The organism is Alistipes onderdonkii, from assembly GCF_025145285.1.
Classification (GTDB): Bacteria; Bacteroidota; Bacteroidia; order Bacteroidales; family Rikenellaceae; genus Alistipes; species Alistipes onderdonkii.
The window spans coordinates 2241096-2267596 of the sequence record NZ_CP102251.1 but is presented as its reverse complement, the minus strand read 5'-3'; the positions used below and the strand labels follow the sequence as shown (position 1 = coordinate 2267596).

17 protein-coding genes and 1 tRNA gene are annotated in these 26501 nt (G+C 59.6%); 16 read left to right on the top strand and 2 right to left on the bottom strand.

What is annotated here, in order from left to right; genetic code table 11:
* Positions 1-7: 7 nt before the first annotated feature.
* Positions 8-277: a co-chaperone GroES gene (locus NQ559_RS09190; protein ID WP_010264892.1), complete on the bottom strand. Its 270-nt coding sequence runs from the start codon at positions 275-277 to the stop codon at positions 8-10.
* 231 nt (positions 278-508) lie between these two features.
* Between NQ559_RS09190 and NQ559_RS09185 the strand changes: the two genes are divergently transcribed.
* The 10 genes from NQ559_RS09185 (at position 509) to NQ559_RS09140 (ending at position 13636) form a co-directional block, all read left to right on the top strand.
* A tRNA-His gene (locus tag NQ559_RS09185) sits at positions 509-584 on the top strand.
* A 250-nt stretch (positions 585-834) separates the two neighbouring features.
* Entirely contained in the window at positions 835-1116 is a 282-nt protein-coding gene (locus NQ559_RS09180) for an Arm DNA-binding domain-containing protein (protein WP_083923801.1), read from the top strand.
* A gap of 259 nt (positions 1117-1375) precedes the next feature.
* Entirely contained in the window at positions 1376-1918 is a 543-nt protein-coding gene (locus NQ559_RS09175) for an RNA polymerase sigma-70 factor (RefSeq protein WP_018694637.1), read from the top strand.
* 69 nt (positions 1919-1987) lie between these two features.
* A complete protein-coding gene (locus NQ559_RS09170; protein ID WP_018694636.1) occupies positions 1988-2980 on the top strand; it encodes a FecR family protein in 993 nt (330 codons plus the stop codon).
* Between the two features lie 113 nt (positions 2981-3093).
* Complete coding sequence (locus NQ559_RS09165; RefSeq protein ID WP_018694635.1) at positions 3094-3462, top strand: hypothetical protein; 369 nt, start codon at positions 3094-3096, stop codon at positions 3460-3462.
* On the top strand, positions 3452-6634 hold the full coding sequence (locus tag NQ559_RS09160) for a SusC/RagA family TonB-linked outer membrane protein (RefSeq protein WP_018694634.1): 3183 nt from the start codon (positions 3452-3454) through the stop codon (positions 6632-6634). Before NQ559_RS09165 ends, NQ559_RS09160 begins: the two co-directional genes overlap by 11 nt.
* A 12-nt stretch (positions 6635-6646) precedes the next feature.
* A complete protein-coding gene (locus tag NQ559_RS09155; RefSeq protein WP_018694633.1) occupies positions 6647-8398 on the top strand; it encodes a RagB/SusD family nutrient uptake outer membrane protein in 1752 nt (583 codons plus the stop codon).
* Between the two features lie 16 nt (positions 8399-8414).
* Positions 8415-9293 carry an endonuclease/exonuclease/phosphatase family protein gene (locus tag NQ559_RS09150; protein ID WP_018694632.1) on the top strand — a complete coding sequence of 293 codons (879 nt, stop codon included), beginning with the start codon at positions 8415-8417 and terminating at the stop codon, positions 9291-9293.
* Positions 9294-9299: 6 nt separating this feature from the next.
* Positions 9300-11384, top strand: coding sequence for a beta-glucosidase (locus tag NQ559_RS09145; RefSeq protein WP_018694631.1), 2085 nt, complete (start codon positions 9300-9302; stop codon positions 11382-11384).
* 14 nt (positions 11385-11398) lie between these two features.
* Positions 11399-13636 carry a DUF5689 domain-containing protein gene (locus NQ559_RS09140; protein ID WP_018694630.1) on the top strand — a complete coding sequence of 746 codons (2238 nt, stop codon included), beginning with the start codon at positions 11399-11401 and terminating at the stop codon, positions 13634-13636.
* Between the two features lie 113 nt (positions 13637-13749).
* Here the strand turns inward: NQ559_RS09140 and NQ559_RS09135 are convergent, their stop codons facing one another.
* Positions 13750-13971: a hypothetical protein gene (locus NQ559_RS09135; protein WP_018694629.1), complete on the bottom strand. Its 222-nt coding sequence runs from the start codon at positions 13969-13971 to the stop codon at positions 13750-13752.
* Positions 13972-14698: 727 nt separating this feature from the next.
* Here NQ559_RS09135 and NQ559_RS09130 point away from each other — a divergent pair.
* The 6 genes from NQ559_RS09130 to NQ559_RS09105 all read left to right on the top strand — a co-directional run bounded on the left by NQ559_RS09130 (position 14699) and on the right by NQ559_RS09105 (position 26492).
* Positions 14699-15949, top strand: coding sequence for an IPT/TIG domain-containing protein (locus NQ559_RS09130; RefSeq protein WP_083923800.1), 1251 nt, complete (start codon positions 14699-14701; stop codon positions 15947-15949).
* Between the two features lie 33 nt (positions 15950-15982).
* Positions 15983-19090 carry a SusC/RagA family TonB-linked outer membrane protein gene (locus NQ559_RS09125; protein ID WP_026318153.1) on the top strand — a complete coding sequence of 1036 codons (3108 nt, stop codon included), beginning with the start codon at positions 15983-15985 and terminating at the stop codon, positions 19088-19090.
* Positions 19091-19120: 30 nt separating this feature from the next.
* Positions 19121-21121 (top strand): RagB/SusD family nutrient uptake outer membrane protein, encoded by a 2001-nt coding sequence (locus NQ559_RS09120; protein ID WP_018694626.1) that lies wholly within the window; start codon positions 19121-19123, stop codon positions 21119-21121.
* Positions 21122-21143: 22 nt separating this feature from the next.
* Positions 21144-22133 (top strand): BT_3987 domain-containing protein, encoded by a 990-nt coding sequence (locus NQ559_RS09115; RefSeq protein WP_018694625.1) that lies wholly within the window; start codon positions 21144-21146, stop codon positions 22131-22133.
* An 18-nt stretch (positions 22134-22151) separates the two neighbouring features.
* Complete coding sequence (locus NQ559_RS09110) at positions 22152-23534, top strand: DUF5005 domain-containing protein (protein ID WP_018694624.1); 1383 nt, start codon at positions 22152-22154, stop codon at positions 23532-23534.
* A gap of 72 nt (positions 23535-23606) precedes the next feature.
* Complete coding sequence (locus NQ559_RS09105; RefSeq protein ID WP_018694623.1) at positions 23607-26492, top strand: discoidin domain-containing protein; 2886 nt, start codon at positions 23607-23609, stop codon at positions 26490-26492.
* The last annotated feature ends 9 nt before the right edge of the window (positions 26493-26501 follow it).

The window sequence follows — 26501 nt, the reverse complement described above, 5'->3', positions numbered from 1 at the left end:
GTTGTCGTCAGATAATCGCCAAAATATCGTTCTGCTTCATGATCAGGTAATCCACGCCGTCGACCTGAATCTCCTGCCCGGCATACTTGCCGTAAAGTACCTGATCACCGACCTTGACTTCCATCTTGACCTCCGAAGTACCGGGGCCCACAGCAACTACTTTACCTGCCAGCGGTTTCTCCTTCGCCGTGTCGGGGATGATCAGCCCGCCGGCCGTTTTCTCCTCCGCAGGGTTCGGGAGGACGAGTACACGATCCGATAATGGTTTTACATTCATAGCTTTTCAGTTTTTAGTTTATTATTGAACAGTTTGTTGCGCGTTAGCACCCATAGTTCCATCAATAGATGTGCCAACCGTTTTTTGGCAGACGCCATGTGACAAAGGTACAGTCCGGCCTGCCATTTTGTCACCCGGGGCATTTTCCCGAAGATTTTTCACCGTTTTTTTTGCACGGACAAAAAAAGTGTATTACATTTGCATCCCGATACGACCGTTCGACGGTCACACGGTGGATGTAGCTCAGTCGGTTAGAGCGTCGGATTGTGGTTCCGAAGGTCGTGGGTTCGAGCCCCATCTTCCACCCTTGAAGCCTTTGAAATAAGAGGCAAAACAGAGTAAAAAACCTTATGTATCAATGATATGTAAGGTTTTTTCATTTTTAGGCCGAAGCCGATAAAAGCAACGAAAAGCAGGTTTTTACGACCTTATCGGCAACCTGTTTTGCTCGAACCGAAAACAGGTCACTAATGTAAGTTATTGCATTAACTGTCAGCTTTTTGCCTCGCAACATTTCTATGCTGTAAACATATTACTCACCAACCATTTACAGCAGTATGGAAAGAAAGACTTTCAACAAAGTTGAAATTCATTCTCGCCTCGGCATAGCTCGAACAAGTCCGGCTCGGCCCTCGGCTCGGCGAACTTTCAGCGTGGTGTTCTTACGCAGGAAGACCAAAATCGACAAGAAAGGCAAAGCGCCTATCTATGCCCGTGTAACCACCAGCGGACATGCGGTCGAAATCTTCACGCAATGCCATACTGAGCCGGATCATTGGGATCAACGGGCCGAACGATCATTGTGCAGGCATTTCTCGCAGCAGGATTCCAGAAAGTAATTACATATTTTGATGTACCAGAGATTTCGGAACCTATTTTTGTATCGAGTCACCGTTATTCATGGTCTTATTATCGTGTTTGCAAATCTGATTTTTCCTCAAATCGCCCGCCCGCAGCCGGGCACCGCGAAGCCGGGTTGACCGGCATCAATATAGGTATCCGTCACAGGACACCGCAAGCGGATTAATTTTTCCCGGAAATTTCTTGCAGGTTATAAAAATTCACTACTTTTACCTGACAATACCCCGACGGATCATAATGGATGAAGAAAGACGATACCTCGAGGCACTGGCTCGAGACGACCGTTCCGCTTTCGATGCGCTTTACCTGAAATATGCTGCGAAGACGGAAGAATTCTTGTATCGTATGCTCAAGGATCACTCCGAAGCAGAGGACATCACGCAGGATATTTTCCTCAAAATATGGCGCAACCGCACTTCGATCGGCGCCGTGGACGCATTTGGCCCCTACCTCTTCCGCATGGCTCGCAACGCCGTCTACGACCGCTTCGACAACCGTTCGGTGCGCGAGAATTACGCCCGCAGGGCCAGCCTGCTGCCCGAATACGAGCTTCCCGACAGCGCCATCGACAGCCGCGACCTGCTGCTGCTGATCCGCATGGTTGTCGAAAAAATGCCCGAACAACGGCGCCGGATCTTCCGCATGAGCCGCGAAGAGGGGCTTTCGAACGACCAGATCGCCGAACAGCTCTCCATCAGCCGCCGCACGGTCGAGAACCAGATTTCCCGCGCCCTGGCCGAGCTGCGGAAGCTTGTGAAGCTGATTCTTTTCTTTTTCTGAAAAATAATTCCACTTGCGACGTGCGTAGTCCCGATATGAACCGTCTTATTGGTAAACGGGCGAATCATTATGCGCAAAAACCATATAAAAGAGATCATCGAAACATTCCTCGGGAATGAGATGCCGCAGGAAGTGCAGCAGGCGTTCGGCGACTGGCTGCGCGACCCGGAAGCACGCACCGAGAAGGAACAAACGCTCGAAACCTACTGGGAAAGGCTCGAGGCCGCCGAGCGGCCCGGCCGCGACCGGAAGCTGGCCCGCCTGCACGAAGCCATCCGGCGCGAAGAGAGCTTCCGCCGCCGGAGCCTCTGGCGAAAGGTCGCGGCGGCAGCGGCGGTCGTACTGCTGGCCGTGGGCGTCAATTACTTCGCCGCACAGGGCTACCTGCGCAGCAGGGTACAGACCAACATCGTCACCTCGGCCCACGACAAAGGCGAGTACGTATTACCCGACGGCACCCGCATCTGGCTCAACGCCGGCAGCGTGCTGCGCTATTACGGTGATCTTTCGGGCCGCAAGCGCGTGGTCGAGCTCACCGGCGAAGCATTCTTCAAAGTCCGCCGCGACGAAAAACGCCCGTTCATCCTCAAAGCCGACGACATGAATATCGAGGTTCTCGGCACGGAATTCGATTTCATCAACTACGCCGAGTTCAGCACCACGGAAGTAATCCTCTGCAGCGGAAGCGTCCGCGCCTTCGGGGGCCGGCTGCCGCGGCCGGTGATCCTCAAGCCGGGCGAACGGCTGGCCTATTCGAAAAAAGACGGTCGCATCTCGCTGTCGCAGGTCACGGCGCTGAACTATTCGCAGTGGATGAACGGTGAGCTGTCGTTCGACAACGCCCCGCTCAGCGACATCATCGCCAATCTCCAGTGCTGGTACGCCGTCGAGATCGACTGTCCGGAAGAGTGGGCGCGCCAGGTCAGGATGTCGTTCGCAGTAATTCGCAACGAGAGCATCGACGAGATACTCAAAGCCATGTCGTTGGTCGTGGACATCAACTATGCGCGCGAGAACCGCCATGTGACGATTATTCCCAGAGAAAGTAGAAATCACAAGTAATACCAAACCTCAGCCTATGTAACATCGACTACCCGAACTTTCGTCCGGTCGGAACTTCCCGGCCTTGTGCCCTGGGCACAAAACTCCGCAAACCTAACCTAAACTTAAAATCTATGCGTAATTTTAGCAAAACCAGAATCCTCGGTGTCGTCTGTCTGGCATGGCTGCTGCTATGGCCCGCAGGTAGCCGGGCGCAAAGTTCGCCCACCGTCAGCATCGCCAGGACCAATGCGACCGTCCAACAAGTCCTGCGCGAGATAGAGCGCATGACCGAATACACGTTCTTCTACAACAACGGCGATTTCGACATGGAAAAAACCGTGTCCGTATCGGCCGTGAAACGTCCCGTGACCGAAATCGTCCGGGAGATGCTACCCGACTGCACCTGCAAGATCGAAAACAGGCGTATCATACTGATGAAGGCGCCCGCAGTAGCCGGGGGGGGGGAAACCCGTTTCCCTGAAAGGCGCAGTGAAGGATGACAAGGGCGCTCCCGTCGTCGGAGCCACAGTACTACTCAGCGACGGCGGGCAAACCAAGGGCATCACCACCAGTTTCGACGGCAAATTCGCATTCCCGGCCGAAATCCTCTCGACCGACGCCACGCTCAGCGTTTCGTTCATCGGTTACACGTCCTATCAGGCCAAGATCGGCAATCGCACCTTCTTCGACGTGGTGCTGACCTCTTCCGAGCAGAGCATCGACGAAGTGGTGGTTGTGGGTTACGGCGTGCAGAAGAAGGCCAACCTGACGGGCGCCGTGGCCAGCATCTCGCAGAAAGAACTCCAGGATCGTCCCGTTTCGAGCGTGGGCAGGGCCCTGCAGGGTGCCATTCCCAACCTCAACGTCACCCTCTCGTCGGGACAACCCGGCGCGGGAGCTTCGTACAACATCCGCGGCAACACGTCGCCCAACGGCGGCAGCCCGCTGATCCTGATCGACGGCGTGGAAACCTATCCCGAACGCATCAACTCGAACGACATCGAGTCGATCACGGTTCTCAAGGACGCCGCTTCGGCAGCCATCTACGGCGCCCGCGGCGCATTCGGCGTCATCCTCATCACCACCAAGAGCGGCAAGTTCAACGAGAAGGCCGAGGTTTCCTACAACGGTTACTTCTCGGTGTCCAGCCCGACAACCTCGACTGATTACGAAACCCGCGGCTACTACTCGGCCAAGATCGCCGACCTGTTCATGCTCTCGGCGCAGAACACGCCCTACACCTCGTACACGGAGTCCGATTACCAGGCGTTATGGGAGCGCCGCAACGACAAAAAGGAGAATCCGGCGCGGCCCTGGGTCATCACCGACCGCCGCAACGGCCAGCAGCAGTACGTCTACCTGGCCAACTTCGACTGGTACAACTACCTCTACGACGACACCCGCCCGACCTGGGATCACAACATCAACATCAAGGGTGGCAGCAAGGCGCTTTCGTACATGGTCAGCGGCCGTTACTACCAGCAGAAGGGTATCAACAAACTGCTGCCCGACATGTACAAGTCGTACAACTTCCGCGCGAAGCTGTCCGCCGAGCTCCGGCCGTGGCTGACCATCTCGAGCAACACCAAGTTCTTCCAGTCCAATTACAAATACTACGGCTATGAGGACGAATACAACAACTTCCGCAAACCGACGCTCCATGCGCTGGCATCGTTCGTCCCGGTGAACCCCGACGGCACGGCCGTGTCGCACACCTCGGGCACCAACTCCTCGACCCACTACGTCATGGACGGCTACAACGCCATGATGCAGAAAGGCAAGAGCGGCGGCAACAAGAAGATCCAGGAGTTCACCACCACGTTCGAAGCTGAATTCAAGCTCCACAAGAACTTCAACGTCAAGGCAGACTTCAGCTATACGCAGGGCTATCTGCATTACGATTACCGCAGCGTGAACGTCGAATATTCGAAATATCCCGGCGTGGTCGAAACCGAACCCGAAGGCAACTTCCCCAACGCATACAAGGAAACGGTCTACGATCAGAACTACTACGTGGCCGACGTCTACGGCACCTACAACAAGACCTTCAGCGATAAGCACAACCTGACGCTCATCGCCGGCTACAACTACGAAGCCAAGTACTTCCGCGACCTGAAAACGGGCCGCAACGGGCTGCTTTCGGAAGACCTCTCGGACTTCAACCTCGCCACGGGCACGACCATCGACCTCACGGGCGGCCGCAACGAATACGCTATCATGGGGTGGTTCTACCGCGCGGCCTACGATTACAAGGGCAAATACCTGTTCGAGATGAACGGGCGCTACGACGGCACTTCGCGTTTCCCGCGCGGCAAGCGTTTCGGCTTCTTCCCTTCGTTCTCGGCGGCCTACCGCATCAGCGAGGAGTCTTTCTTCGAACCGCTGCGCAGCACCATCGACAACCTGAAGCTCCGTTTTTCGTACGGTTCGCTCGGCAACCAGCAGATCGGATACTATGACTTCATCCAGACCATTTCGACCAAGGGCACGATGAACGACTACTCGTTCAACGGCTCGGCACTGGGACAGCACGCCACGGTCAGCGACCCCGTATCGGGCAACCAGACCTGGGAGAAAGTCGTTTCAAAAAACATCGGTATCGACCTCAATATGCTCCGCAACCGGCTTTCGCTCTCGGCCGACTTCTATATCCGCGACACGAAAGGCATCCTGAGCCAAGGCAAATCGCTGCCCTCGATCTACGGGGCCAAAGAACCCCAGGTCAATGCCAACGACCTGCGCACGAAGGGCTACGAACTGGTGCTCGGCTGGCGCGACTCGTTCAAGCTGGCGGGCAAACAGTTCAGCTACGGCATCTCGGCTTCGCTGTCCGACTACACGGCCAAATACACCAAGTGCGACAACCCCACGGGACTGATCGGCGATCCCTACGTCGGCAAGCGGCTCGGCGAGATCTGGGGCTATAAGGTCGGCGGACTGTTCCGCACCGATGAGGAAGCCGCCGAATACGCTTCGCGCATCGACTACAGGACGGTCGCTCCAGGATACTACTCCTCGACGGGCGAATACGGCAAAGGCGTGCGCGCCGGCGACGTGATCTACCTCGACCTGGACGGCAACAACATCATCAACGGCGGCAAGGGCACGCTCGACGACACGGGCGACCGCCGCATCATCGGCAACTCGCAGCCCCGCTACCAGTATGGCGCCACGGTCAATTTCTCGTGGTACGGATTCGACGTATCGGTATTCGTGCAGGGCATTGGCCGCCAGGACTGGTACCCCGGCGCCGACAACCTTCGCTTCTGGGGCCCCTACAGCCGTCCCTACGCGACATTCATCCCGCGCGACTTCATGAGCAAGGTCTGGAGCGAAGAGAACCCCAACGCCTACTTCCCGCGCGCCCGTGCCTACAGCTCGCTCAACTCCACGTCGGGCGTGGTCTACTACACCAACGACCGTTATATCCAGAACCTGGCCTACTGCCGCCTGAAGAACCTGACTGTCGGCTACACCATTCCCACGCACCTGACCTCGAAGATCGGCATCAAGGAGCTGCGCATCTATTTCAGCGGCGAGAACCTCGCCACCTGGACGGCGCTCAAAAGCAAATTCCTCGACCCCGAACAGGCCGCCGCCGACTCGGACAAGAAGGCCAACGTCTATCCGTGGTGCAAGACCTACTCGATCGGTTTAAACCTCACCTTCTAAATAACTGCCGTTATGAAAAAACTGATAAAATATACGCTGGTCGGAATCGCCGCGCTGGGTCTGTACGGATGCGAAGACCAACTCGACCGCTACCCCAAGGATAAGCTCACGCCCGATAAATTCTTCCGCAACGAGCAGGAGTGCCAGCTCTACACCAACGATTTCTACACCATTTTCCCGACGACCGTCTACGGCGAGTCGGCCGACGTCATCGCCAAGAACGTGCTGACCAGCGAAGTGCTCGGTAACCGCACCGTTCCCGCGACCGCCTCGACCTGGAAGTGGGAGAAGCTGCGCGACATCAACTTCTTCCTCGAATACTCATCCAACTGCAAGGATCGCGACGTGCGCCTGCAATACGAGGGCCTCGCCCGTTTCTTCCGAGCCTATTTCTATTTCGAAAAGGTCAAATACTACGGCGACGTACCCTGGGTGGATCGTCCGCTGGCTTCGAACGAAGAGGAGCTCTACAAGGGCCGCGACTCGCGCGACCTGGTGATGTCGAAGGTCATCGAAGACCTCGACTTCGCCATCGAGCACCTCTCCCCGACCAAGGAAACCTACCGTGTGAGCGAATGGACGGCACTGGCGCTGAAAAGCCGCGTCTGCCTGTTCGAAGGCACCTTCCGCAAGTACCACGGGCTCGACGACGCCGACTATTACCTGGCCGAGTGCGTATCGGCCGCCGGAACCTTCATCGAGAAAAGCGGCTACACCATCTACAAGTCGGGCAGCACGCCCTACCTGAACCTCTTCTCCTCGATAAACGCCATCAGCTCCGAGATCATCCTCGCACGGGCCTTCAACACAGCCATCGGGCTCAAACACGATGTCAATGGCTACCTGACCGGCACGACGATGGGACGCCCCGGCCTGTTGAAGAACGTCGCCAACATGTACCTGATGAAGGACGGCACGCCCTTCACCTCGCAGCCCGGCTGGGAAACGATGCAACTCCCCGACGAGAGCAAAAACCGCGACGGCCGCTTCGCACAGACCGTCCGCACGCCGGGCTACAAACGCATCGACGACGACAAGGAGTCGGCGCCCAACCTGGCCGCGACCATGACCGGCTACCAGCTGGTGAAGTTCCTGCTACCGGCCAAATACGACGCTTACCAGGCTTCGACCAGCGACATGCCGCTTTTCCGTACGGCCGAAGTCTACCTCAACTACGCCGAAGCCAAAGCCGAGCTGGGCACGCTGACGCAGGAAGACCTCGACAAGACGATCAAGCCGCTGCGCGAACGCGCCGGCGTGGCCAACCTCTCGCTGGAGTGGGCCAACGCCAATCCCGACCCCTACCTGGCATCGGCCGAGACGGGGTATGCCAACGTCACGGGAGCGAACAAGGGCGTCATCCTCGAAATCCGCCGCGAACGCACCGTCGAACTGCTCATGGAGAACTTCCGCTACTGGGACATCATGCGCTGGAAAGAGGGCAAGCGTTTCGAAAAGCCCTTCGAAGGGCTCTACTTCCCGGGCGTCGGCTCGTACGACCTCAACAGCGACGGCACGGACGACGTCTGTATCTGGTCGGGCACCAAACCCGACACCAAAATCCCCGTGGTCTATGAACTCGGCGTGGACGTCAAACTGAGCGAGGGCGACCACGGCTACATCCGGATACACGACGATCCCAACCTCGTGCGCACCTGGAACGAAGAGCGGGATTACCTCTATCCCATCCCGACTGACGACCGTGTACTGACGCAGGGCGCCATCAGCCAGAACCCCGGCTGGGACGACGGACTCAAATTCTAACAAAAAAACGCTGACCATGAAATTCAAAAACTTAGCATACCTGCTGCTGGCATTCTGCACGACAACGACCTTCGCCGCGTGCAACGAGCTCGACGGCGACAACTCCGATTTCGATTTCGGGCACTCGGCCGGAGCGGCCGAGAACCCCTACAAGGACGGTTACGGACGCCTGCCCAATTCGATCCGGCTGGCGACCTACAACACCCACCGCTGCGAAGGCTGGGAGACCCAGACCAACGTGGATCGCGCCAACTACAACAACACAGCCAAGGTCATTTCGCTGATAGACCCCGACGTGATCGCCCTGCAGGAGCTGGACAAATTCACCACATGGCACCCGCACGACCAGCTCCAGGAGCTGGCCGACCGCACGGGCATGAAACCCTACTACTGCAAGACGATCGACTACCGCGGCGGCGACTACGGCATCGGCATCCTCAGCAAGCGGGAACCGCTGCGCACCGTATCGGGCGACCTGCCCGGCACCGAGGCGCGCAAGTTCTTCCTCGCCGAGTTCGACGATTACATCTTTATCGCCACCCACCTCTGCCACCTCGAAACGACCAACCGGGCGCAGTCGGTGGAGATCATCAACGCCTACATCGCCGCCAACTACGCATCGTACACCAAGCCCATCTTCCTTGCGGGCGACTTCAACGAAAGCAACATGTCGTCGGAGATGATGGTCAAGCTGAAGGAGAAATGGGAGATCATCAGCACCTCGTCCAATACCTTCATGAACACCGCCACCCCCAAGCGTATCGACTACATCGTGCTTTACAAAGGCAACAAGGCCGCCTGCGAAGTGCTGGGAACGGCCGTCCCGTCGTACGACGAGATCAATGTCAATAAAGTGTCGGATCACCTGCCCGTATTGGTGGACATCAAAAAATAACCTGTTATGAAAAAGATCGCATTATCGACCTTACTGCTCTTTTTTGCCGTTTCCGGTTTCGCCCAGCCGCGCATGAGCGTGGTCGAAGCCGCCCGGCAGGCCGACAGCCTGCTATCGAAGATGACGCTCGACGAAAAAATCTCGATGACGCGGGGTTACAGCCGCTTCTTCTTCAACGGCATCGAACGCCTCGGCATCCCCTACATCTACCTTTCGGACGCTTCGCAGGGCGTGAACATGCGCCACAACCTGCCCGACCCCACGATGGTTCGGCAGCTCGAAAAGTCCACCGCCTTCCCATGCCCGATCATGCTGGCCGCCACGTTCAATCCGGCGCTGGCCTACGATTACGCCCGATCCATCGGCGAGGAGTGCCGTGCGGGCGGCGTCGAGGTACTGCTCGGCCCCGGACTGAACATCTACCGCAATTCGCAGTGCGGCCGCAATTTCGAGTATTTCGGCGAGGATCCGTTTCTCACGTCGCGCATCACCGAGAACTACGTGCAGGGGATGCAGAGTACCGGCACGGCCGCCTGCCTGAAACACTTCCTGGCCAACAACACGGAATTCTACCGCCGCCGTTCGAACTCGATTCTCGACGAACGCACGATGCGTGAGATCTACCTGCCCGGCTTCGAAGCCGGCATCGCCGCAGGCGTCGCCTGCGTAATGACCTCGTACAACCGCATCAACGGCGAGTGGGCGGGTCAGAGCAAAGAGGTCATTACCGACCTGCTGCGCGGCGAACTCGGATTCGAAGGACTGGTCATGACCGACTGGAATTCGGTCTACGACATGCAGAAGCTGATTCTTTCGGGTCAGAACGTCGAGATGCCTGGCAGCTGGAAAGAGGATATCACGGCACAGGAGCTGCTGTCGCAGGGCAAAATCACCGAAGCCGACATCGACGCGATGATCCGTCCGCTGATCGCCACCTGCATCCGGTTCGGGCTGTACGACCGCAAGGGCGACGAAAAGTACAAACCCGAACTGCTGGCGAAACTTCCCGAACACGAAGCCGCCGCTTACAGAACGAGCTCCGAGGGCATCGTACTGCTCCGGAACGACGGGCTCCTGCCGCTCAAACCCGGAACGAAGATACTCGCGGCAGGCCAATTTCTCGACGAAATCCCGCGCGGGGCAGGTTCGGCGGCAGTCAAGGGTTACAACAATGTCACCCTGCGCCAAGCGCTCGAAGAGCAGTTCGGCGCCCGGGTGACCTTCGCCGAAAAACCCTCGAAAGAGCAGTTCGCCGCCGCGGACGTCGTACTCGTAAGCGTGGGGACGCTCGACGCCGAGAGCATCGAACGTCCGTTCGCGCTCCCCTATTCCGCGGAGAAGCTGGTGCAGCAGGCCGTCGGGGCCAATCCCCGCACCGTCGTGCTGGTCAATTCCGGTTCGGGCATCCGCATGACCGGCTGGGCCGACAAAGCCGCAGCCATCCTCTACGGCTGGTATCCGGGACAGAACGGATTCCGCGCCATCGCGAAAGTGCTCGCCGGCGAGCTGAACCCGTCGGGCAAACTGCCGATAACCATCGAAAAGGAGTTCGCCGACTCTCCGGCCAAAGGAAGCATTCCGCCCGACGGACAGTTCTACAACGAATGCCGCAACGAACGGCTCATCCAGCTTTACGACATTCCCTACACCGAGGGAGTGCTGGTAGGCTACCGCTGGTACGACACCAAGGGCATCGAGCCGCTCTTCCCCTTCGGGCATGGGCTCTCCTACACCACCTTCGAGCTGTCGAAGCCCCGCCTTTCGGCCAAAGCCATCGCCGACGGCGAGAAAGTCAAAATCTCGGTAAGGCTCACCAACACGGGCACGCTGCCCGGCGCCGAAGTCGTCCAGCTCTACGTTTCGGAGAAGAACCCAGCGGTGATACGTCCCGTGAAGGAGCTCAAGGGCTTCCGCAAAACGGAGCTGACGCCCGGAGCGTCGCAGGTCGTGGAGTTCGAGATCGCTTACAGGGATCTGGCTTACTGGTGCGACCAGACGCACGCATGGCGTGTAAACCCCGGCGATTTCGAGATACTGCTGGGCACCTCTTCGGCAGATATCCGGCACACGCTGCCACTTATTGCTAAATAAAAAATGACCTGACCATGAAAAACAACCTTATAAGACCATTCAGGCTTCTCGCCACAGCCGCCGCCATACTCGCGGCGTGGGCCTGTCAGGACGATGTGGATCTTCCGATGCCGACGCTCAGGATGAGCACCCCGACGCTGGTAGCCCCGTCGTTCGCCACGACCCTGTCGTTCAGCGTCGATTCGAACTGCGACTGGGAAATCACCGTCGAGGGCGCCGAAACGTCCTGGGTCGAACTCTCCGAGACCTCGGCCGTCGGCAACGCCACGATCGAAGCCGCCCTGACCAAAAACGACACACAAACGTCGCGTTCGGTGACGATCACCGCCCGGTCGCTCTCGCACCCCGACGTCAAGGACGTACTGACCGTCACGCAGGGCGCGGCGGCCGCAGAAGGCTACATCACCATCCCCGACCTCAAGGCGCTCGCCGCCGAGGGCGACTACACGGTGCCCGACGAGGTGAAGATGCGCGGCACCGTCGTATCGAGCGTAGAGGACAACAATTACTTCGAGCACTGCATCGCCCTGCAGGGGAGTCCCGAACCCGGCACGGGCATCACGCTCCGGCTCGACGACATCCATTACTACAACATCGGCGAAGAACTCGAAGTAGACCTGAAAGGGGCCGTCGTCAGCCGCAGCGCCCAGAACGGCGTCATGGAGCTGAAACCCGTTTCCGACGACCGGGCCAGACGCACCGAAACGTCGCAGGTGATCCTCGACGCCACGACCATCACGTACGAGCAGTTGATGTCGGGCGTATACGAATCGATGTACGTGGGCGTTTATTCGCAGGTGTACGTCGAAGAGGGGCACTCGCTCGACGGCATGAAGGTAATGGACGGGCTGACGATGCAGACCCCCGACAACGACCGTTTCGCGCTGATCGCCGACCAGATGGCTTCGTTCGGCATCAACGCCGCGCCCACAGGCAGCGGCACGCTGAAAGGCATTGCCGTCCCGCACGACCGCACGGTCGGCATCCGCCCCTGCACCGAGAACGACCTCAGGCTGACGGGCATCCGCTTCGGCGCGTCGATCGGTATCAAGCTGCCCTACGTATTCTCGTTCTACGCCTCGTCGCAGGCCAACAAGGACTGCAAGTACATCACCATCAAGGACGGTACGTTCGACAAGCAGGGCACAGACTTCAAGGCCGAAGATAAGGATAACAACATCTGCGCCGTCCTCACGGCACGGGCCATCGGCCGCACGTCGAGCGATTTCCGCATGACCCACTGGGCCGACGAGGGCGCGCACGACAACATCCCGGCCAAGTCGATGGTCGCCGGCCAGAACTGCTACTTCCTGCTGACGCTCCCGCTGGCGCAGGACATGCCCGCCAAATTCCGCGTGTCGTTCGGACTCTCGGGTACGGGCGGCGCCCCGCGCGACTGGGTTCTGGCCTACTCCAACGACAACGAAACCTTCATCACGCCCGACGACAACTCGACAGCGATCTCCGTCACGCAGCCCATCTCCAGCAGCGGTTTCTTCTTCTATTACACCGTGCCCCTCACCCCGACGATCAACCTGACCAAGGGGCAGACACTCTACCTGAAACTCTACCCCACGGGAAAAACCAGCGTCAACGGCGGCACGGCGGGCTACAACTCCGACTCGCGCCTGCACTCGTGCTTCGCGATCGAGGCGATACCGTCGTTCCACACCGCCAAACCCGCCGGAGCCCTCTATTTCGAACCGTTCGACAACCTGACCGAAGGACTCGACTACCTGCTGGGTGACAAACTGGCGGCAATGGCCAACTACTGCGGCAGCGACATCACGTCATGGGCGCCGTCCGTGAAGAACGGAATTTCGGGCGAGAACGTCCGCCAGCGTCCGGGCTATGCCCAAATCGGCTATGTCGAAACGCAGGCCGTGGCGCGCAACGCCTACAAGAACTCGCCGGGCTACCTGCTGACACCGGCTCTCGGCACCGCCGGCAACCTGAACCTCTCGTTCAAAGCCATGGCCTACAAGACCTTCTCCGACCGTCCCAAAGGCAAGGCCGGGGAACCCGCCGACAAGAAAGGCGACCTGACGACGATCGTCGTCGAGGTAACGGGCGGCGGAACGATCAGCGGAGCGACCAGAACCACCGTCGAAAACCTTTCGACCACGGCCTTCAACAACTATACGCTGAAGATCGAGGGCGCGACGGCTTCGACCCGCATCAAATTCACGAGCGACGCTGCCAGCGGCGAATTCTCGCGGTGGTTCATCGACGACATCTGCGTCACCAAGTAACCCCACGCGACCATGCGAAAAGGGCCGGACAAAATGTCCGGCCCTTTCTATTTGCATGCCTTCAGGCTTCGTCGCCGATCAACGAGTGCATCCTCATCGGCTCAACCACCGTTTTAACCGGCTTCCGGCAGACGGGCATATTGGTTGCGAAGATAATCCCCGACAAGTCGCCCGACAAAATCAAGTGCGATTTCCACATGAGCCGCTGCAATACCTTTTAATAAGGGCTGCGCACAATCCCGGAACAAGATACGAAAACCGTCCGCTTCTAAAAAACGGACGGCTTTCCCGCATATTATATCCGCCCCTGCCGTTTGCGTCGAGTGCATCCTCATCGGCCCAGGTCGGTTTTCCCTCTGCCATCACGCCCACGACGACGTCCGGCGCGGGATTGAGGGAAAGTTGCGGTCGCCCCAGTGCCCGGACAACAGCTATCAGTGTCCGATCCTCCCAATCCCACAGGCGGGGCAAGCCGTCAAAACGCCGGATATTAAATCCGCATATCCACCGGCAACTCTAATTCCCGTTTACCAAAACGGCAAACAGCCGAGCATGCAACGCAATGAAAAACAGCATGTTAATTTTCAGAGCGAGTTAACATACATCTCATTTCAACTCCGGCGGACTTGAATTACACCCGCAATTAGGTACTTTTGTATAAGTACAAAAACTCCTGACGGACGAATGCTCCGACGGGACTTGCGAAACGTAAATGAACCTGACCCACCAACCTGCGGGGAAACCGTCAATGCGGCTCATACGCCCTTTCCCGGGCGGCGGGACGACCCGTCCCGTCGCCGCGGTGTGTTTTGTCCCCGACCGTCCCGCATCGGGTTCGGGGCGCCCCTGCACGGCCGCGGCACACCGGGGTGGTTAAAACCGCCGCAAACCACGCGTCAACCTATTAATATATACCCTACTAAAACCAACATTCATGAAAAACTTCTACTGCAAATGCCGGTTACACTTATGGCTCGCCTGCCTGACGGCAGGAATCGGGCTGTCAGCGTGCTCTGACGGCGACGAGGGGGGGGGAATTCGGGATACCAACCCGACAAACCCATCGAACTCGAATCGTTCTATCCTAAAACCGGGCCGATAGCGACCCAGGTAATCATCAAGGGCAAGAACTTCGGCACCGACGCCAAAGCCCTCAATGTCTACTTCAACGAAAAGCGCGCAGCCGTAATCTCCTCGACGGGAGACCGCATGCTCGTCCTTGCCCCCAAACTCCCGGGCGAAGAGTGCGTCATCTCGGTCTCCGTGGGTGAGAACGAGCAGAACAAGGTACAGTTCGACGAACTGTTCGACTACATCATCCAGACCAATGTTTCCACGATCGCCGGGGGCATGAAGGGCACTACCATGCCCGAAGGAACCACCTCGCTGATCGGGTCGTATTTCTCGTCGAAGCCCGAATCGGGAATCGCCGTCGACAAGCACGACAACCTCTACGTCCGCTTCAGCATAGACGACGGAGGCAAGCACCGCGTCTACATGATGAACGAGGAGGCCGGAAATATCAAAGTCCTCAATGATTTCGGCATCCTCGTAACGGGTATCCTCCTGAGCACCGACCTGGCCACAGGCAATGTATATTGGTACCACACCAACATCGGGAACAAGGGATACGGTTATTTCGACCCCGTCGCCGACTACGCCAACACGAACATGGGAGACATCAAGTGGGATCACGACCTGTTCTATACCGACGGCAATTTCGCTCCCGTGTGGAATGCCATCCAGACCTTCACGATGTGCCCGGCCGACAATAAATTCTACTTCTACACCAACGAGGGCGTCGTGGCCCGCTGGGATCCCGCCACCGGAAAGGGCGAGGATCTCACGCCTCCCGGCCGCTTCATAGACTCCCAGGGCGACATCATGGGCGTCGTCTTCGATCCGCGCGACCCCAACATCGTCTATTTCGCCAACCAGGGCCAGCACTGCATCTACAAGCACGACATCGCCGCTGGCACCATCGAATTGTGGGCCGGGCGGAAAAACACGGCGGGCTATCTGGACGGGCCGCTCGCCGAGGCGCAGTTCAACTACCCCTGCCAGATGTGCGTAGACCCCGAAGGCGAGGCCATCTACGTAACGGACAGGGAGAATCACTGTATCCGTAAGATCACGCTCTCGAATGGCTACGTCTCCACGTTTGCGGGGACGCCCAAATCGTCCGGCTATGTGAACGGCCCTGCCGACGCGGCCAAATTCAACAAACCGGTCGGCCTGGCCATCACCGCGGAAGGCAACCTCTACATCGGCGACAGCGAGAACTATGCCATCCGCCGCATAGCCATCGAATAAGTAGGTTTATTCACCTAACAATCCTAAACAGACATGAAGCGAATTCTATTGATATGCGCCTTCCTGCTCGCGCTCGCGGTACAGGCAGGTGCCCAGAGCAAACAGCAACAGCAGCAGCCGGTCGAGGTGAACGGACTGGTCGTGGATTCCGACAACGTCCCCATCGTCGGCGCCACGGTCTATATCAAGGACGAGCCGGGCATCGGCTCCATCACCAATTCGGAAGGCCGGTTCAAACTCACCGCCAAACTGTACAATACGCTGGCCGTATCGTTCATGGGGTACGAAACCGCCGAACAGATCATCACTTCGGCGGCCGACGTCAAGATCACCCTCCGGGAAGGCAACCAGATGGAAGAGGTCGTCGTCATCGGTATGGGTACGCAGCGCAAAGTCAGCGTGACGGGCGCCGTGGCGGTGGTCGACACCAAAGACCTCGAACTGCCCGCGACGAATATCGTCAACACGCTCGGCGGCCGCGTCCCGGGCGTGATTTCCATCCAGTCGAGCGGTGAGCCGGGGCGGAACATCTCCGAATTCTGGGTGCGCGGCATCGGCACGTTCGGCGCCAACAGCGGCGCCCTGGTGCTGATCGACGGACTGGAAGGCAACCTGAGCCAGATCGACCCGGCCGACGTCGAGAGCTTCTCGGTGCTCAAGGACGCCGCCGCAACGGCCGTCTACGGCAGCCGCGGTGCGAACGGCGTGGTGCTCGTGACCACCAAGCGCGGAAAACAGGAGCAGCTCAAAATCACCTTCCGCTCGAACTACACCATCTCCGAGCTGCGCCGCCTGCCCCGCTACGTGGGTGCCACGCAGTATGCCGAAATGGCGAACGAAGCAGCCGTAGCCTCGGGCATGAGCCCGATCTACAACGACACGCAGATGGACATCATCCGCTACGGGCTGGATCCCGACCTCTACCCCGACATCGACTGGCAGGACGTGATCCTCAACCCCACCTCGTTCCAGCACACGCAGTATGTCAGTGCACAGGGCGGCGGCAACATCGCCCGCTATTTCGCCAGCCTGGGCATGTCGCAGGAATCGTCGGCCTACAAGAGCATGGACGACAGCAAATACAACAAGGGCGTCGGCTACGACACCTATAATTTCCGCACCAACATCGACATCAACCTGACCAAGACGACGCAGATCTACCTGGGTGCCATGGGCTTCATGTCGGTGAACAAGCGTCCGAGCATGGGTAAGAAGTACAGCCGCACCGACACGTCGCTCACCGACTGGATCTGGGATTCGCAGTCCAAAACGACCCCGCTGATGTACCCGCTGCGCTATTCGAGCGGCGAGCTGCCCGCCTCGGGTTCGGACAGCGACATCCCGCCCCATGTGCTGCTCAACTACACGGGCAACACCGTGGAGAACAAAAGCCGCACGCTCTTCAACATCGGCATAAAACAGGATTTGTCGATGCTCACCGAAGGGCTGAACATCGAGGCCACCGGTTCGTGGGATTCCCAGTCGCTCTACGGCGAAAGCCGCTACTCCATGCCGGCCCTCTACCTGGCACGCGAGCGCAACCAGAAAGGCGAGCTGATCCTTTCGGAACAGGTCACCGAGGCTTCGGTGCAGTATAACTCCGAGGCATGGAACTGGCGGAAACTCTATTTCGACGCCAAAGTCAACTACGACCGCACCTTCGGGAACCACCGCGTAGGCGGCTTGTTGTTCTACTACCTGGAAAGCACGACCGAATCGGGTGCCGACAGTTCGATGAACGCCATCGCAAGGCGTTACCAGAGCCTCTCGGGGCGCTTCACCTACGGCTTCAAGGATACCTATTTCCTCGACGTGAACTTCGGCCTGAACGGTTCGGAGAACTTCCAGAGCGGCCGGCAGTACGGATTCTTCCCGGCCGTGGCCGTGGGCTGGGTTCCCACGCAGTACGAATTCATGAAGCGGATCAAGTGGATCGACTTCATGAAGATCCGCGCCTCGTACGGTATGGTGGGTAACGACCGGATTTCCAGCGTGCGCTTCCCCTACCTGACGATCATCGAAGAGAAGACCGACGGCACGCCGTGGGGCGGTTCGGGCGTACTGACCGAGAACCGCGTGGGCGCTGACAACCTGGCGTGGGAGAAAGCCAAGAAATTCGACATCGGTATGGATCTCCACCTCTTCGGCGACCGCTTCACCATGACGGTGGACTATTTCCGCGACCGCCGTGAGGGCATCTTCCAGGAACGCGCCCAGATTCCGGACTACGTGGGCGTCATCAGCATGCCCTACGGGAACGTCGGCAGCATGACCAGCTGGGGCGGCGACGGAAACTTCGAATATTTCCAGCCCCTCGGCAAAAACTTCCACTTCACGCTGCGCGGTAACTTCACGCTCTCGAAGAACAAGATCAACAACTGGGAAGAGGCCACGCAGCCTTATCCCTACCTGAGCAAGACCGGGTTCTCGAACGACGTGCAGCGGGGATTCATCTCCCTGGGACTCTTCAAAGATCAGCAGGACGTGGACATGAGCCCCGAGCAGTTCGGCACGGTACGCCCGGGCGACATCAAGTACAAGGACGTGAACGGCGACGGCGTGATCACCGACGACGACAAGGTGCCCCTGTTCGCCTATTCCGGCATCCCGCAGTTCATGTACGGATTCGGCGCCGAAGTCCGCTACAAGAACTGGACGCTCAACGTCCTGTTCAAAGGTACGGGCAACAACTATTTCCTCTACGGGGACAAGGACGGCTCGAAATTCGACGGTTACATTCCCTTCAACGGCGGATACAAGGGCAACGTACTGGCCCTGGCCTACAATCCGGCCAACCGCTGGACTTCGGCCGACTACTCGGGCAACCGGGCGACCGAGAACCCCAATGCGCGGTTCCCGCGCCTTTCCTACGGCAACAACGCCAACAACACCAAACCCTCGACCTTCTGGAAAGGCAATGCCCGCTATCTGCGCCTGCAGGAGCTGAGCCTGAACTACAACCTGCACACGCCGGGGCTGCGCAAAGCGCTCGGCCTGCAATCCATCGACTTCCAGATCATGTGCGAGAACCTCGCGGTATGGGACGGCGTGGAGATTTTCGACCCCGAGCAGGCCATGCAGACCGGGCACGCCTACCCGATCCCGCGCCGCTTCTCGCTGCAGATTTACCTGAACTTCTAACCCGAATCTCTCCTAAGAACATAAACTACCATGAAAAAATCATTCATCATACCCCTCGCGCTGGTCGGCCTGCTCACCGCGTCGTGCAACTTCCTGAACGTGGACGACTACTTCGAGGACACCTTCTCCGAAGAGCGTATCTTCGAGAGCCAATACAACATCGAGCGCTATTTCAACGGTGCGGTGAACCAGCTGCCCAAAGAGGGCCGCATCTACTACTGGTGCAGCGTCCCCGGCGCCACCGGGTCTGACGAGGCCGTCAGTTGCGGGACATTCTACAACGGCATCCTGGACGTCTCCTTCCCCGGCACGGAGCTGACCACCGACAAGATCACCTACACCGAGACGGGCGGCTGGGACTGGAATTTCAATGTCTGGCCCAACTGCTACAAGGTCATCCGCAAGGTGAACACCATCCTGCCCCACATCGACGAGGTGCCCGACATGAACGCCTTCGACAAAATGGAGTTCCGTGCACGCGCACGCTTCCTGCGGGCTTATGCCTACTACTGGATACTCCAGAACCAGGGTCCCATGATCCTCGTAGGCGACCAGGTTCTCAACACCAACGAAACGCCCGACTATTACCAGGCCGAGCGCAGCACCTACGACGAATGCGTGGATTACATCTGCTCCGAGCTCGAAGCCGCTGCGGAAAGCCTCGAAACCGAGCAGCCGTTGGATCTCTTTGGCAGCCCGACCAAAGGCGCCGCGCTGGCGCTGGTCGCACGCCTGCGCCTGCAGGCCGCGAGCCCGCTTTTCAACGGCGGAGCCGCCGCACGCCGTTATTTCGGGGCTTTCAAGCGTAAATCCGACGGGGTGCACTACATCTCCCAGACCTACGACGAAAGCAAGTGGGCCGTGGCAGCCGCCGCGGCCAAGCGTGTCATCGACCTGGGCATCTACCGCCTGCATACGGTGCCGGCCGACGAATACACCCTGCCCCTGCCCTCGAACGTCCCCTCCGATCCCTTCCCTGCGGGTGCGGGCGGCATCGACCCCTTCCGTTCCTACTCGGAAATGTTCACCGGCGAAACGACGAACGTGACCAACCCGGAGCTGATCTGGGGCACGACGCAGAACATCACCGACCAGCAGGACGTCGTATTCCCGCTCAAGTTGGGCGGCAACAGTTCGATCAGCATCCCGCAACGCATCGTCGACGCCTACCGCATGGCCGACGGCCGCGACATCAACAACGCGAGCGCCGAGTACCCCTACGAGGATCGTCCCTACGACCAGACCTGCGTCACCGCAGCCGACAAGCAGCTATCGAAGAACTACACCCTGCCCGGCGGCACCTACAAGGCCTATGACAACCGCGAGCCGCGGTTCTACGCGAGCATCGGTTTCTCGGGCACCCTGTGGCAGATGCAGTCTACGACCTCGGAAGAGATGCGGAACAAGATCGTCGAGTACTACAATGGCGCCAATGCCGGCAAAAACCAGGCGGGCGTGACCAACATCTACAACCTGACGGGATACACCTGCTACAAGTACGTCCACCCGCGCGATGCGCGTACGGGCAGCAACGCCCGCACGGTTCAGAAGACCTTCCCGCTGATCCGCTACGCCGAAATCCTGCTCTCCTACGCCGAGGCGCTGAACAACCTGACGAAGACCCACGAGGTCAACGGCCAAAGCTACTCGCGCGACCTGACCGCCATGGCCGGGGCTTTCAACCAGGTGCGTTACCGCGCCGGGCTCCCGGGCGCCGACGCCGGCGAACTGGTGGACGCCACCAGTTTCAACGAGCTGATCCGGCGCGAACGCATGGTCGAGTTCCTCCACGAAAACCGCCGCTACTACGACATCTGCCGCTGGGGCATTTTCGAGGAACTGGAACGCGAGCCGCTGACGGGCCTGAACGTCGAAGCCGGAAAATGGGAGGGATTCTACGCCCCGACGGTCATCTCGTACCGTACGATCCGCGAACGGACATTCAAGTCCAAGTACATGTTCATGCCGCTGCACCGCAACGAACTGCGCAAAGTACCGAGCCTGGATCAGAACCCGGGCTGGGAGAAATAGTCAATTCCAAAAAATTCAGAAGATGAAAGCATTCAGCAAAATAACGATACTCGCCGCCGCGGCCGCCTTCCTCTGCTCCTGTGAAATGGAGTATTACAAGGAGGAGCTTTACCGCAAGGAGATATTCATTGTCAGCGGCGAAAACAACATCCTCGGGCAGGAGTTCGAATACGGCGAGAAGGGCTTCCAGGGAGAGCTGGCCATCTATGCCAGCGGCACGACGGGGCTCGACCAGAACGTCACCGTCAAACTCGGGCTGGACTTCGAGGCGATCGGCGAGTACAACAAACGCAATTTCGACACGAAGTTCGAGGAATACGCGATGGAACTTCCCGCCGAATACTATACGATCGACCCCATGAGCGTCGAGATGGAGGCCGGCAGCTGTTCGGCGAGCCTCCCGATCAACGTCAGGGTAGACGAGCTGCTCCCCGACCAGACCTATTTCATTCCGCTGCGCATCGAGTCCGTATCGTCCTGTATGCCCTCGGCCACCAAGAATTTCGTACTTTTCGAGATCCAGCGCAGGAACGACTACGCCACGACCAAGAGCAGCACCTACTACACCATGACCGGCACCACGCAGACCGGCTGGATCGTCGACAACATCTTCGGCTCGAACACCCGGCGCCAGGCGATCAACTCCTCGAAGCTGGTCATCCCCGTGGGTGAGCGCTCGGTGCGCATCCTCCCGGGCGCCACGGCCGCCAACGACAAGGTGACGACCCGCAACAACAGCCTGCGCGTGACGGTCGACCCCGAATCGTGGGTGAACGTCCCCGTCTACGTCGAAGGCGAAATCACGGACGAGGTCGTACCCATGCAGCGAGTCTCCATAACCCCCTATCTCGACAGCCAGGATGCCATCCGGGTCTCGGCCTCGCCGCTCAACGACTCTACCTACGACCCTGCGACCGGCACGTTCTACCTCTACTACCGTTACCAGCTCGCCACCGAAAGCGGGAATACCTGGCACGAAGTACGCGAGACGATGACCCGCTCCCAATACTAATCCTTATCGCAACGAACCATGAAAAGAAATATCATAGCATTCTGCATATTCTGCCTGTGTACGGGCTCCCTGGCCGCGTGCAACGACTTCGACAACCCGGCGATCCCCGACGACGAGGCGCCTGAAGTTACCCCGGCCCCCGTTCCGCCCGCCATCGACCCGTCGTGGAATTTGGTACAGATGCCCGACGAGGGAGGGCAGAATCCCCGCGTCTTCGTCTACAAGGACAAGAAATACGATGCCCTCTTCACCCGTACGCTGGGCTGGAACGGCGGCGACGGCGTGCTCACCACGGCACTGCCCGGCGGCCATGTCTTCTGGTCGTTCAACGACAGTTTCTACGGCGTGGTGGACGGCAAGACCCGCGCCCGGGGCAGTTGCAGCTTCCCGCGCAACAGCCTGATGATCCAGAAAGGGGCGACGATCGCCTCCGGACAGGAGAGCGACGACGACCTGGTATGGCTGGCCGACTACGTGCAGACGGACAACCCCTCGGGCGAACGCTACTACCAGGCCCGCACCCACATCCGTCATCCGAAAGCCTCCCTCTCCGATGCCGAGATCCAGAAAGGCGAAATCGACCAGGACTACTGCTACTGGGCCGGCGATGCCGTCGTATATGACGACCCCGCGCACGGAAAGATCCTGCAAATGCTCTGGACGGGCGTGGAACCCGGGTCGCTGAAAAACATCGACGGATGCCTGCGCGAGTACAGCCTCGAAGGCGAGCCGGGCGACGGGCAATACATGTCGGTGCTTTCGACCGACTACAATTTCAAATCCGACGGCCTGGGTTACGGCTCGACCATGTTCGAAGACACCGAAGGGGGACATATCTACCTCTATACGACCAAACAGGTGAACCTCGTTTCGCGCGTGCTGGTGGCCCGCACCGAGACGCTCGACCTGGGCAGCCCGTGGTCGTACTACATCCGCGACCTGAGCGGCGACTACCATTGGCAGAGCTCCGTGCCGAGCAACGAGGAGATGGAACGTTCCTACATCACGGCCGAATCGGGTTCGATGCCGTGGGTCTTCGAAAAAGACGGCGTCTACTACATGTGCATGGAGGCCTTCCCCTTCGGCCGCGACATCTACCTCTTCCGCAGCCAGACGCCTTACGGCCCCTTCACCGACCGGACGCTGCTCTTCACGCTGCCCGCGACGCTCGACAAGCTGGGCAGTCCCTACCACCAGCGCTGGTACATGATCAACCTCCACCCGGCGCTTTCGCGCCAGGGCGAGCTGGTATTCTCGACCAACAGCGATCCGGCCAACTTCTGGGACAATTTCAACCGCGTCGGCAGCGCCGATTTCTACCGGCCCTACTTCTTCCGCGTATATAACTGGGAACACGTTTACGACTCGGACGACGATTCCGGCACGGGAACGGAGGAATAGCGATCCGCGCGCACTCCGTTCCCCCGCCGGAGCGGAGTGCACACCCTCCCCCTTCCGAAAAAAACGCACGCCATGATGAAACGAATTTTCGCACTCTGCCTTTCGCTGCTCGCCGCCGGCGTCAGCGCACAGGAACGCATCCCGCTCGACAGCCGCAGCAGACATATCCGTTGGGAGGTACGGCCGTCGGAAGGCGACGCCCTGCCCTCCGTCCCGGCCATCGTGCCCGGCTGCGTCTTCGCGTCGTACGTTGCGGCCGGCGTGGAAGCAGACCCCAATTTCGGCGACAACGCCTACCGCACGGACAAGAGCCGCTACGACCGCAATTTCCGCTACACGGGGCTCTTCCCAACGCCCCCGGTCGGCGAAGGCCGCACCCTGTGGCTCCGCTTCGAAGGGGTGAACCGCAAGGGTACCGTCCGCCTCAACGGCCATCAGTTGGGGCACCTCGACGGCTTCATGCAGCCGGGGGACTACGACATCACCCGGCTCGTGGCACCCGATGGGGAGAACCGCCTCGAAGTCGAGGTCGAATGGGTAGGATACCCCGTGCCCAATTTCCGCAGCCCGACCTATATCTCCAGCGCCGGGTGGGACTGGATGCCCTATGCCCCCGGGTTGCTAAGCGGCATCACCGACGATGTCTACCTGTCTCTCTCGGGCGACGTACGCCTCGTCGAACCGTGGGTGCGCACGAAGGTTCCCGACCGCGAACATGCGAAGGTCGAACTCCTTACCGACGTGGAGAACCGCTCTGACAAGGCCTGCGAGGGCGTGCTGCGGGGCGAGATCCGTCCCGGAGGCATCGCCTTCTCGCACCCCGTCCGCCTCGAAGCGGGCGAGCGGCGGACGATCCGGCTCACGGAGCGCGAGGTTCCCGGCCTGGCCGTAGAGCATCCGCAGCTCTGGTGGCCCAACGGCATGGGCGACCCCGCGTTGTACACCTGCCGCCTGGTGTTCGAAACCGACGGGCGGCAATCGGACGCACGGACAGTAACGTTCGGCATCCGCGAATACGGCTACGAGTGGCACGACGGCATCTTCCGCCTGAAGATCAACGGCGAACCGGTCTATGTCAAGGGTGGCAACTGGGGCATGAGCGAATGGCTGCTCCGCTGCCGCGGCGAGGAGTACGACACCCGCGTCGCACTCCACCGGCACATGCATTTCAACATGATCCGCAACTGGATCGGCTCGACGACCGACGAAGAGTTCTACGATGCCTGCGACCGCCACGGCATCATGGTATGGGACGACTTCTGGCTCAACTCGCACCCCAACCTGCCGCACGACCTGGGGGCCTTCCAGCAGAACGCCGTGGAGAAGATCAAGCGACTGCGCAACCATCCTTCGATCGCCGTCTGGTGCGGCGACAACGAAGGCGTACCGCAGGCCCCGCTCGACGACTGGCTGCGCGGCGACGTCGCCCACTACGACGGCGGCGACCGCCTCTACCAGTCCATATCCAATGCGCAGGGACTTTCGGGAAGCGGGCCGTGGGCCAATTTCCACCCCGGCTGGTACTTCGCTGCCTACCCGATGCCCTACGGTTACAAAGGCCGCCCGGCATGGGGTTTCCGCACCGAAATCGGCACGGCGGTATTCACGACCCTCGAGAGTTTTCGCAAATTCATGCCCGAGGAGTCGTGGTGGCCCCGCAACGACATGTGGGACAAACATTTCTTCGGCAAGTCGGCGGCCAACGCCGCCCCGGACAAATATTTCGAGACCGTGGCCGAAAACTACGGCGAGGCAGACGGGATCGAGGATTTCTGCCGCAAGGCGCAGCTGCTCAACCTGGAGGTCAACAAAGCCATGTACGAGGGCTGGCAGCATCACATGTGGGACGACGCCACGGGCATCATGACCTGGATGAGCCAGCCGGCCTACCCGTCGCTCGTATGGCAGACCTACGACTATTACCTCGACCCGACGGGTGCCTACTGGGGCATACGCAAGGCGTGCGAACCGGTGCATATCCAGTGGAGCCATGCCGACAATTCGGTCAAGGCGGTCAATACGACGCGCGAACCGCTCGAAGCGACGGCCACAGCACGGGTCTACGACCTCGACGGGCGGCTCCTGCCGCAATTCACGCAGCAGCTCAGGGTCTCGCTCGCGGCCAATACGGCCCGCAGCCTGTTCGACCTGAATTTCTCGGAGGGCAACCTGGCCCGCAACCGGCCCGTGAAAGCATCCTCCTCATCGCCCGACGGCGCAGGTGCCGGGGCTCTCACCGACGGCAACGATTCGAGCCGCTGGGCGAGCGAGTACAGCGACGACCAGTGGATCGAGGTCGACCTGGGCGAGCGCCGCGCCTTCACCGAAGTCGTGCTCCGCTGGGAGGACGCCCACGCCGCAGCCTACAAACTGCAACTCTCGGACGACGGCCGCACGTGGCGCGACGTCTATGAAACGCAGGACGCGCAGGGCGGCGAACAGACGATCCCGCTGCCGTTGCAGCAGGCCCGCTACGTCAGAATGCTCGGACTCCGGCGTGCCACGCAATGGGGCTACTCGCTCTATGAAATGGAAGTCTACCGCCGCGACGCGAAAGCGCCGAAACTCTCGCCCGTGCATTTCATCCGGCTGGAGCTCACCGACCGCGACGGGCGCCTGCTCTCGGACAACTTCTACTGGCGTGCGACCCGCCGCGGCGACTACACGGCGCTCAACACGCTCGCCCCTGCCAAGCTGCAGGTACGTTCGCAGCTGACCGCCGCAGGCGGCCGCAAGGTCATCCGCACGACAGTCAGGAACGTCGGACGTTCGGTGGCCTTCGCCGTGCACGTGCAGCCCTACCGCCGATCCGACGGCGAGCGCATCCTGCCCTACGTGGCCGACGACAACTACTTCACGCTCCTGCAGGGCGAAAGCCGGCAGATAGACTTCGAATTCGATGCCGGCCTGCTTCCCGACGACCGCTACACGGTTCGGGCCGAGGCTTACAACCGCTGAAAACGACAG

What these genes read in the sequence shown, in the direction of transcription:
- NQ559_RS09190 (WP_010264892.1), bottom strand. Translation starts at nt 277, where the DNA reads ATGAATGTAAAACCATTATCGGATCGTGTACTCGTCCTCCCGAACCCT.
- NQ559_RS09180 (WP_083923801.1), top strand. Translation starts at nt 835, where the DNA reads ATGGAAAGAAAGACTTTCAACAAAGTTGAAATTCATTCTCGCCTCGGC.
- NQ559_RS09175 (WP_018694637.1), top strand. Translation starts at nt 1,376, where the DNA reads ATGGATGAAGAAAGACGATACCTCGAGGCACTGGCTCGAGACGACCGT.
- NQ559_RS09170 (WP_018694636.1), top strand. Translation starts at nt 1,988, where the DNA reads ATGCGCAAAAACCATATAAAAGAGATCATCGAAACATTCCTCGGGAAT.
- NQ559_RS09165 (WP_018694635.1), top strand. Translation starts at nt 3,094, where the DNA reads ATGCGTAATTTTAGCAAAACCAGAATCCTCGGTGTCGTCTGTCTGGCA.
- NQ559_RS09155 (WP_018694633.1), top strand. Translation starts at nt 6,647, where the DNA reads ATGAAAAAACTGATAAAATATACGCTGGTCGGAATCGCCGCGCTGGGT.
- NQ559_RS09150 (WP_018694632.1), top strand. Translation starts at nt 8,415, where the DNA reads ATGAAATTCAAAAACTTAGCATACCTGCTGCTGGCATTCTGCACGACA.
- NQ559_RS09145 (WP_018694631.1), top strand. Translation starts at nt 9,300, where the DNA reads ATGAAAAAGATCGCATTATCGACCTTACTGCTCTTTTTTGCCGTTTCC.
- NQ559_RS09140 (WP_018694630.1), top strand. Translation starts at nt 11,399, where the DNA reads ATGAAAAACAACCTTATAAGACCATTCAGGCTTCTCGCCACAGCCGCC.
- NQ559_RS09135 (WP_018694629.1), bottom strand. Translation starts at nt 13,971, where the DNA reads ATGAGGATGCACTCGACGCAAACGGCAGGGGCGGATATAATATGCGGG.
- NQ559_RS09125 (WP_026318153.1), top strand. Translation starts at nt 15,983, where the DNA reads ATGAAGCGAATTCTATTGATATGCGCCTTCCTGCTCGCGCTCGCGGTA.
- NQ559_RS09120 (WP_018694626.1), top strand. Translation starts at nt 19,121, where the DNA reads ATGAAAAAATCATTCATCATACCCCTCGCGCTGGTCGGCCTGCTCACC.
- NQ559_RS09115 (WP_018694625.1), top strand. Translation starts at nt 21,144, where the DNA reads ATGAAAGCATTCAGCAAAATAACGATACTCGCCGCCGCGGCCGCCTTC.
- NQ559_RS09110 (WP_018694624.1), top strand. Translation starts at nt 22,152, where the DNA reads ATGAAAAGAAATATCATAGCATTCTGCATATTCTGCCTGTGTACGGGC.
- NQ559_RS09105 (WP_018694623.1), top strand. Translation starts at nt 23,607, where the DNA reads ATGATGAAACGAATTTTCGCACTCTGCCTTTCGCTGCTCGCCGCCGGC.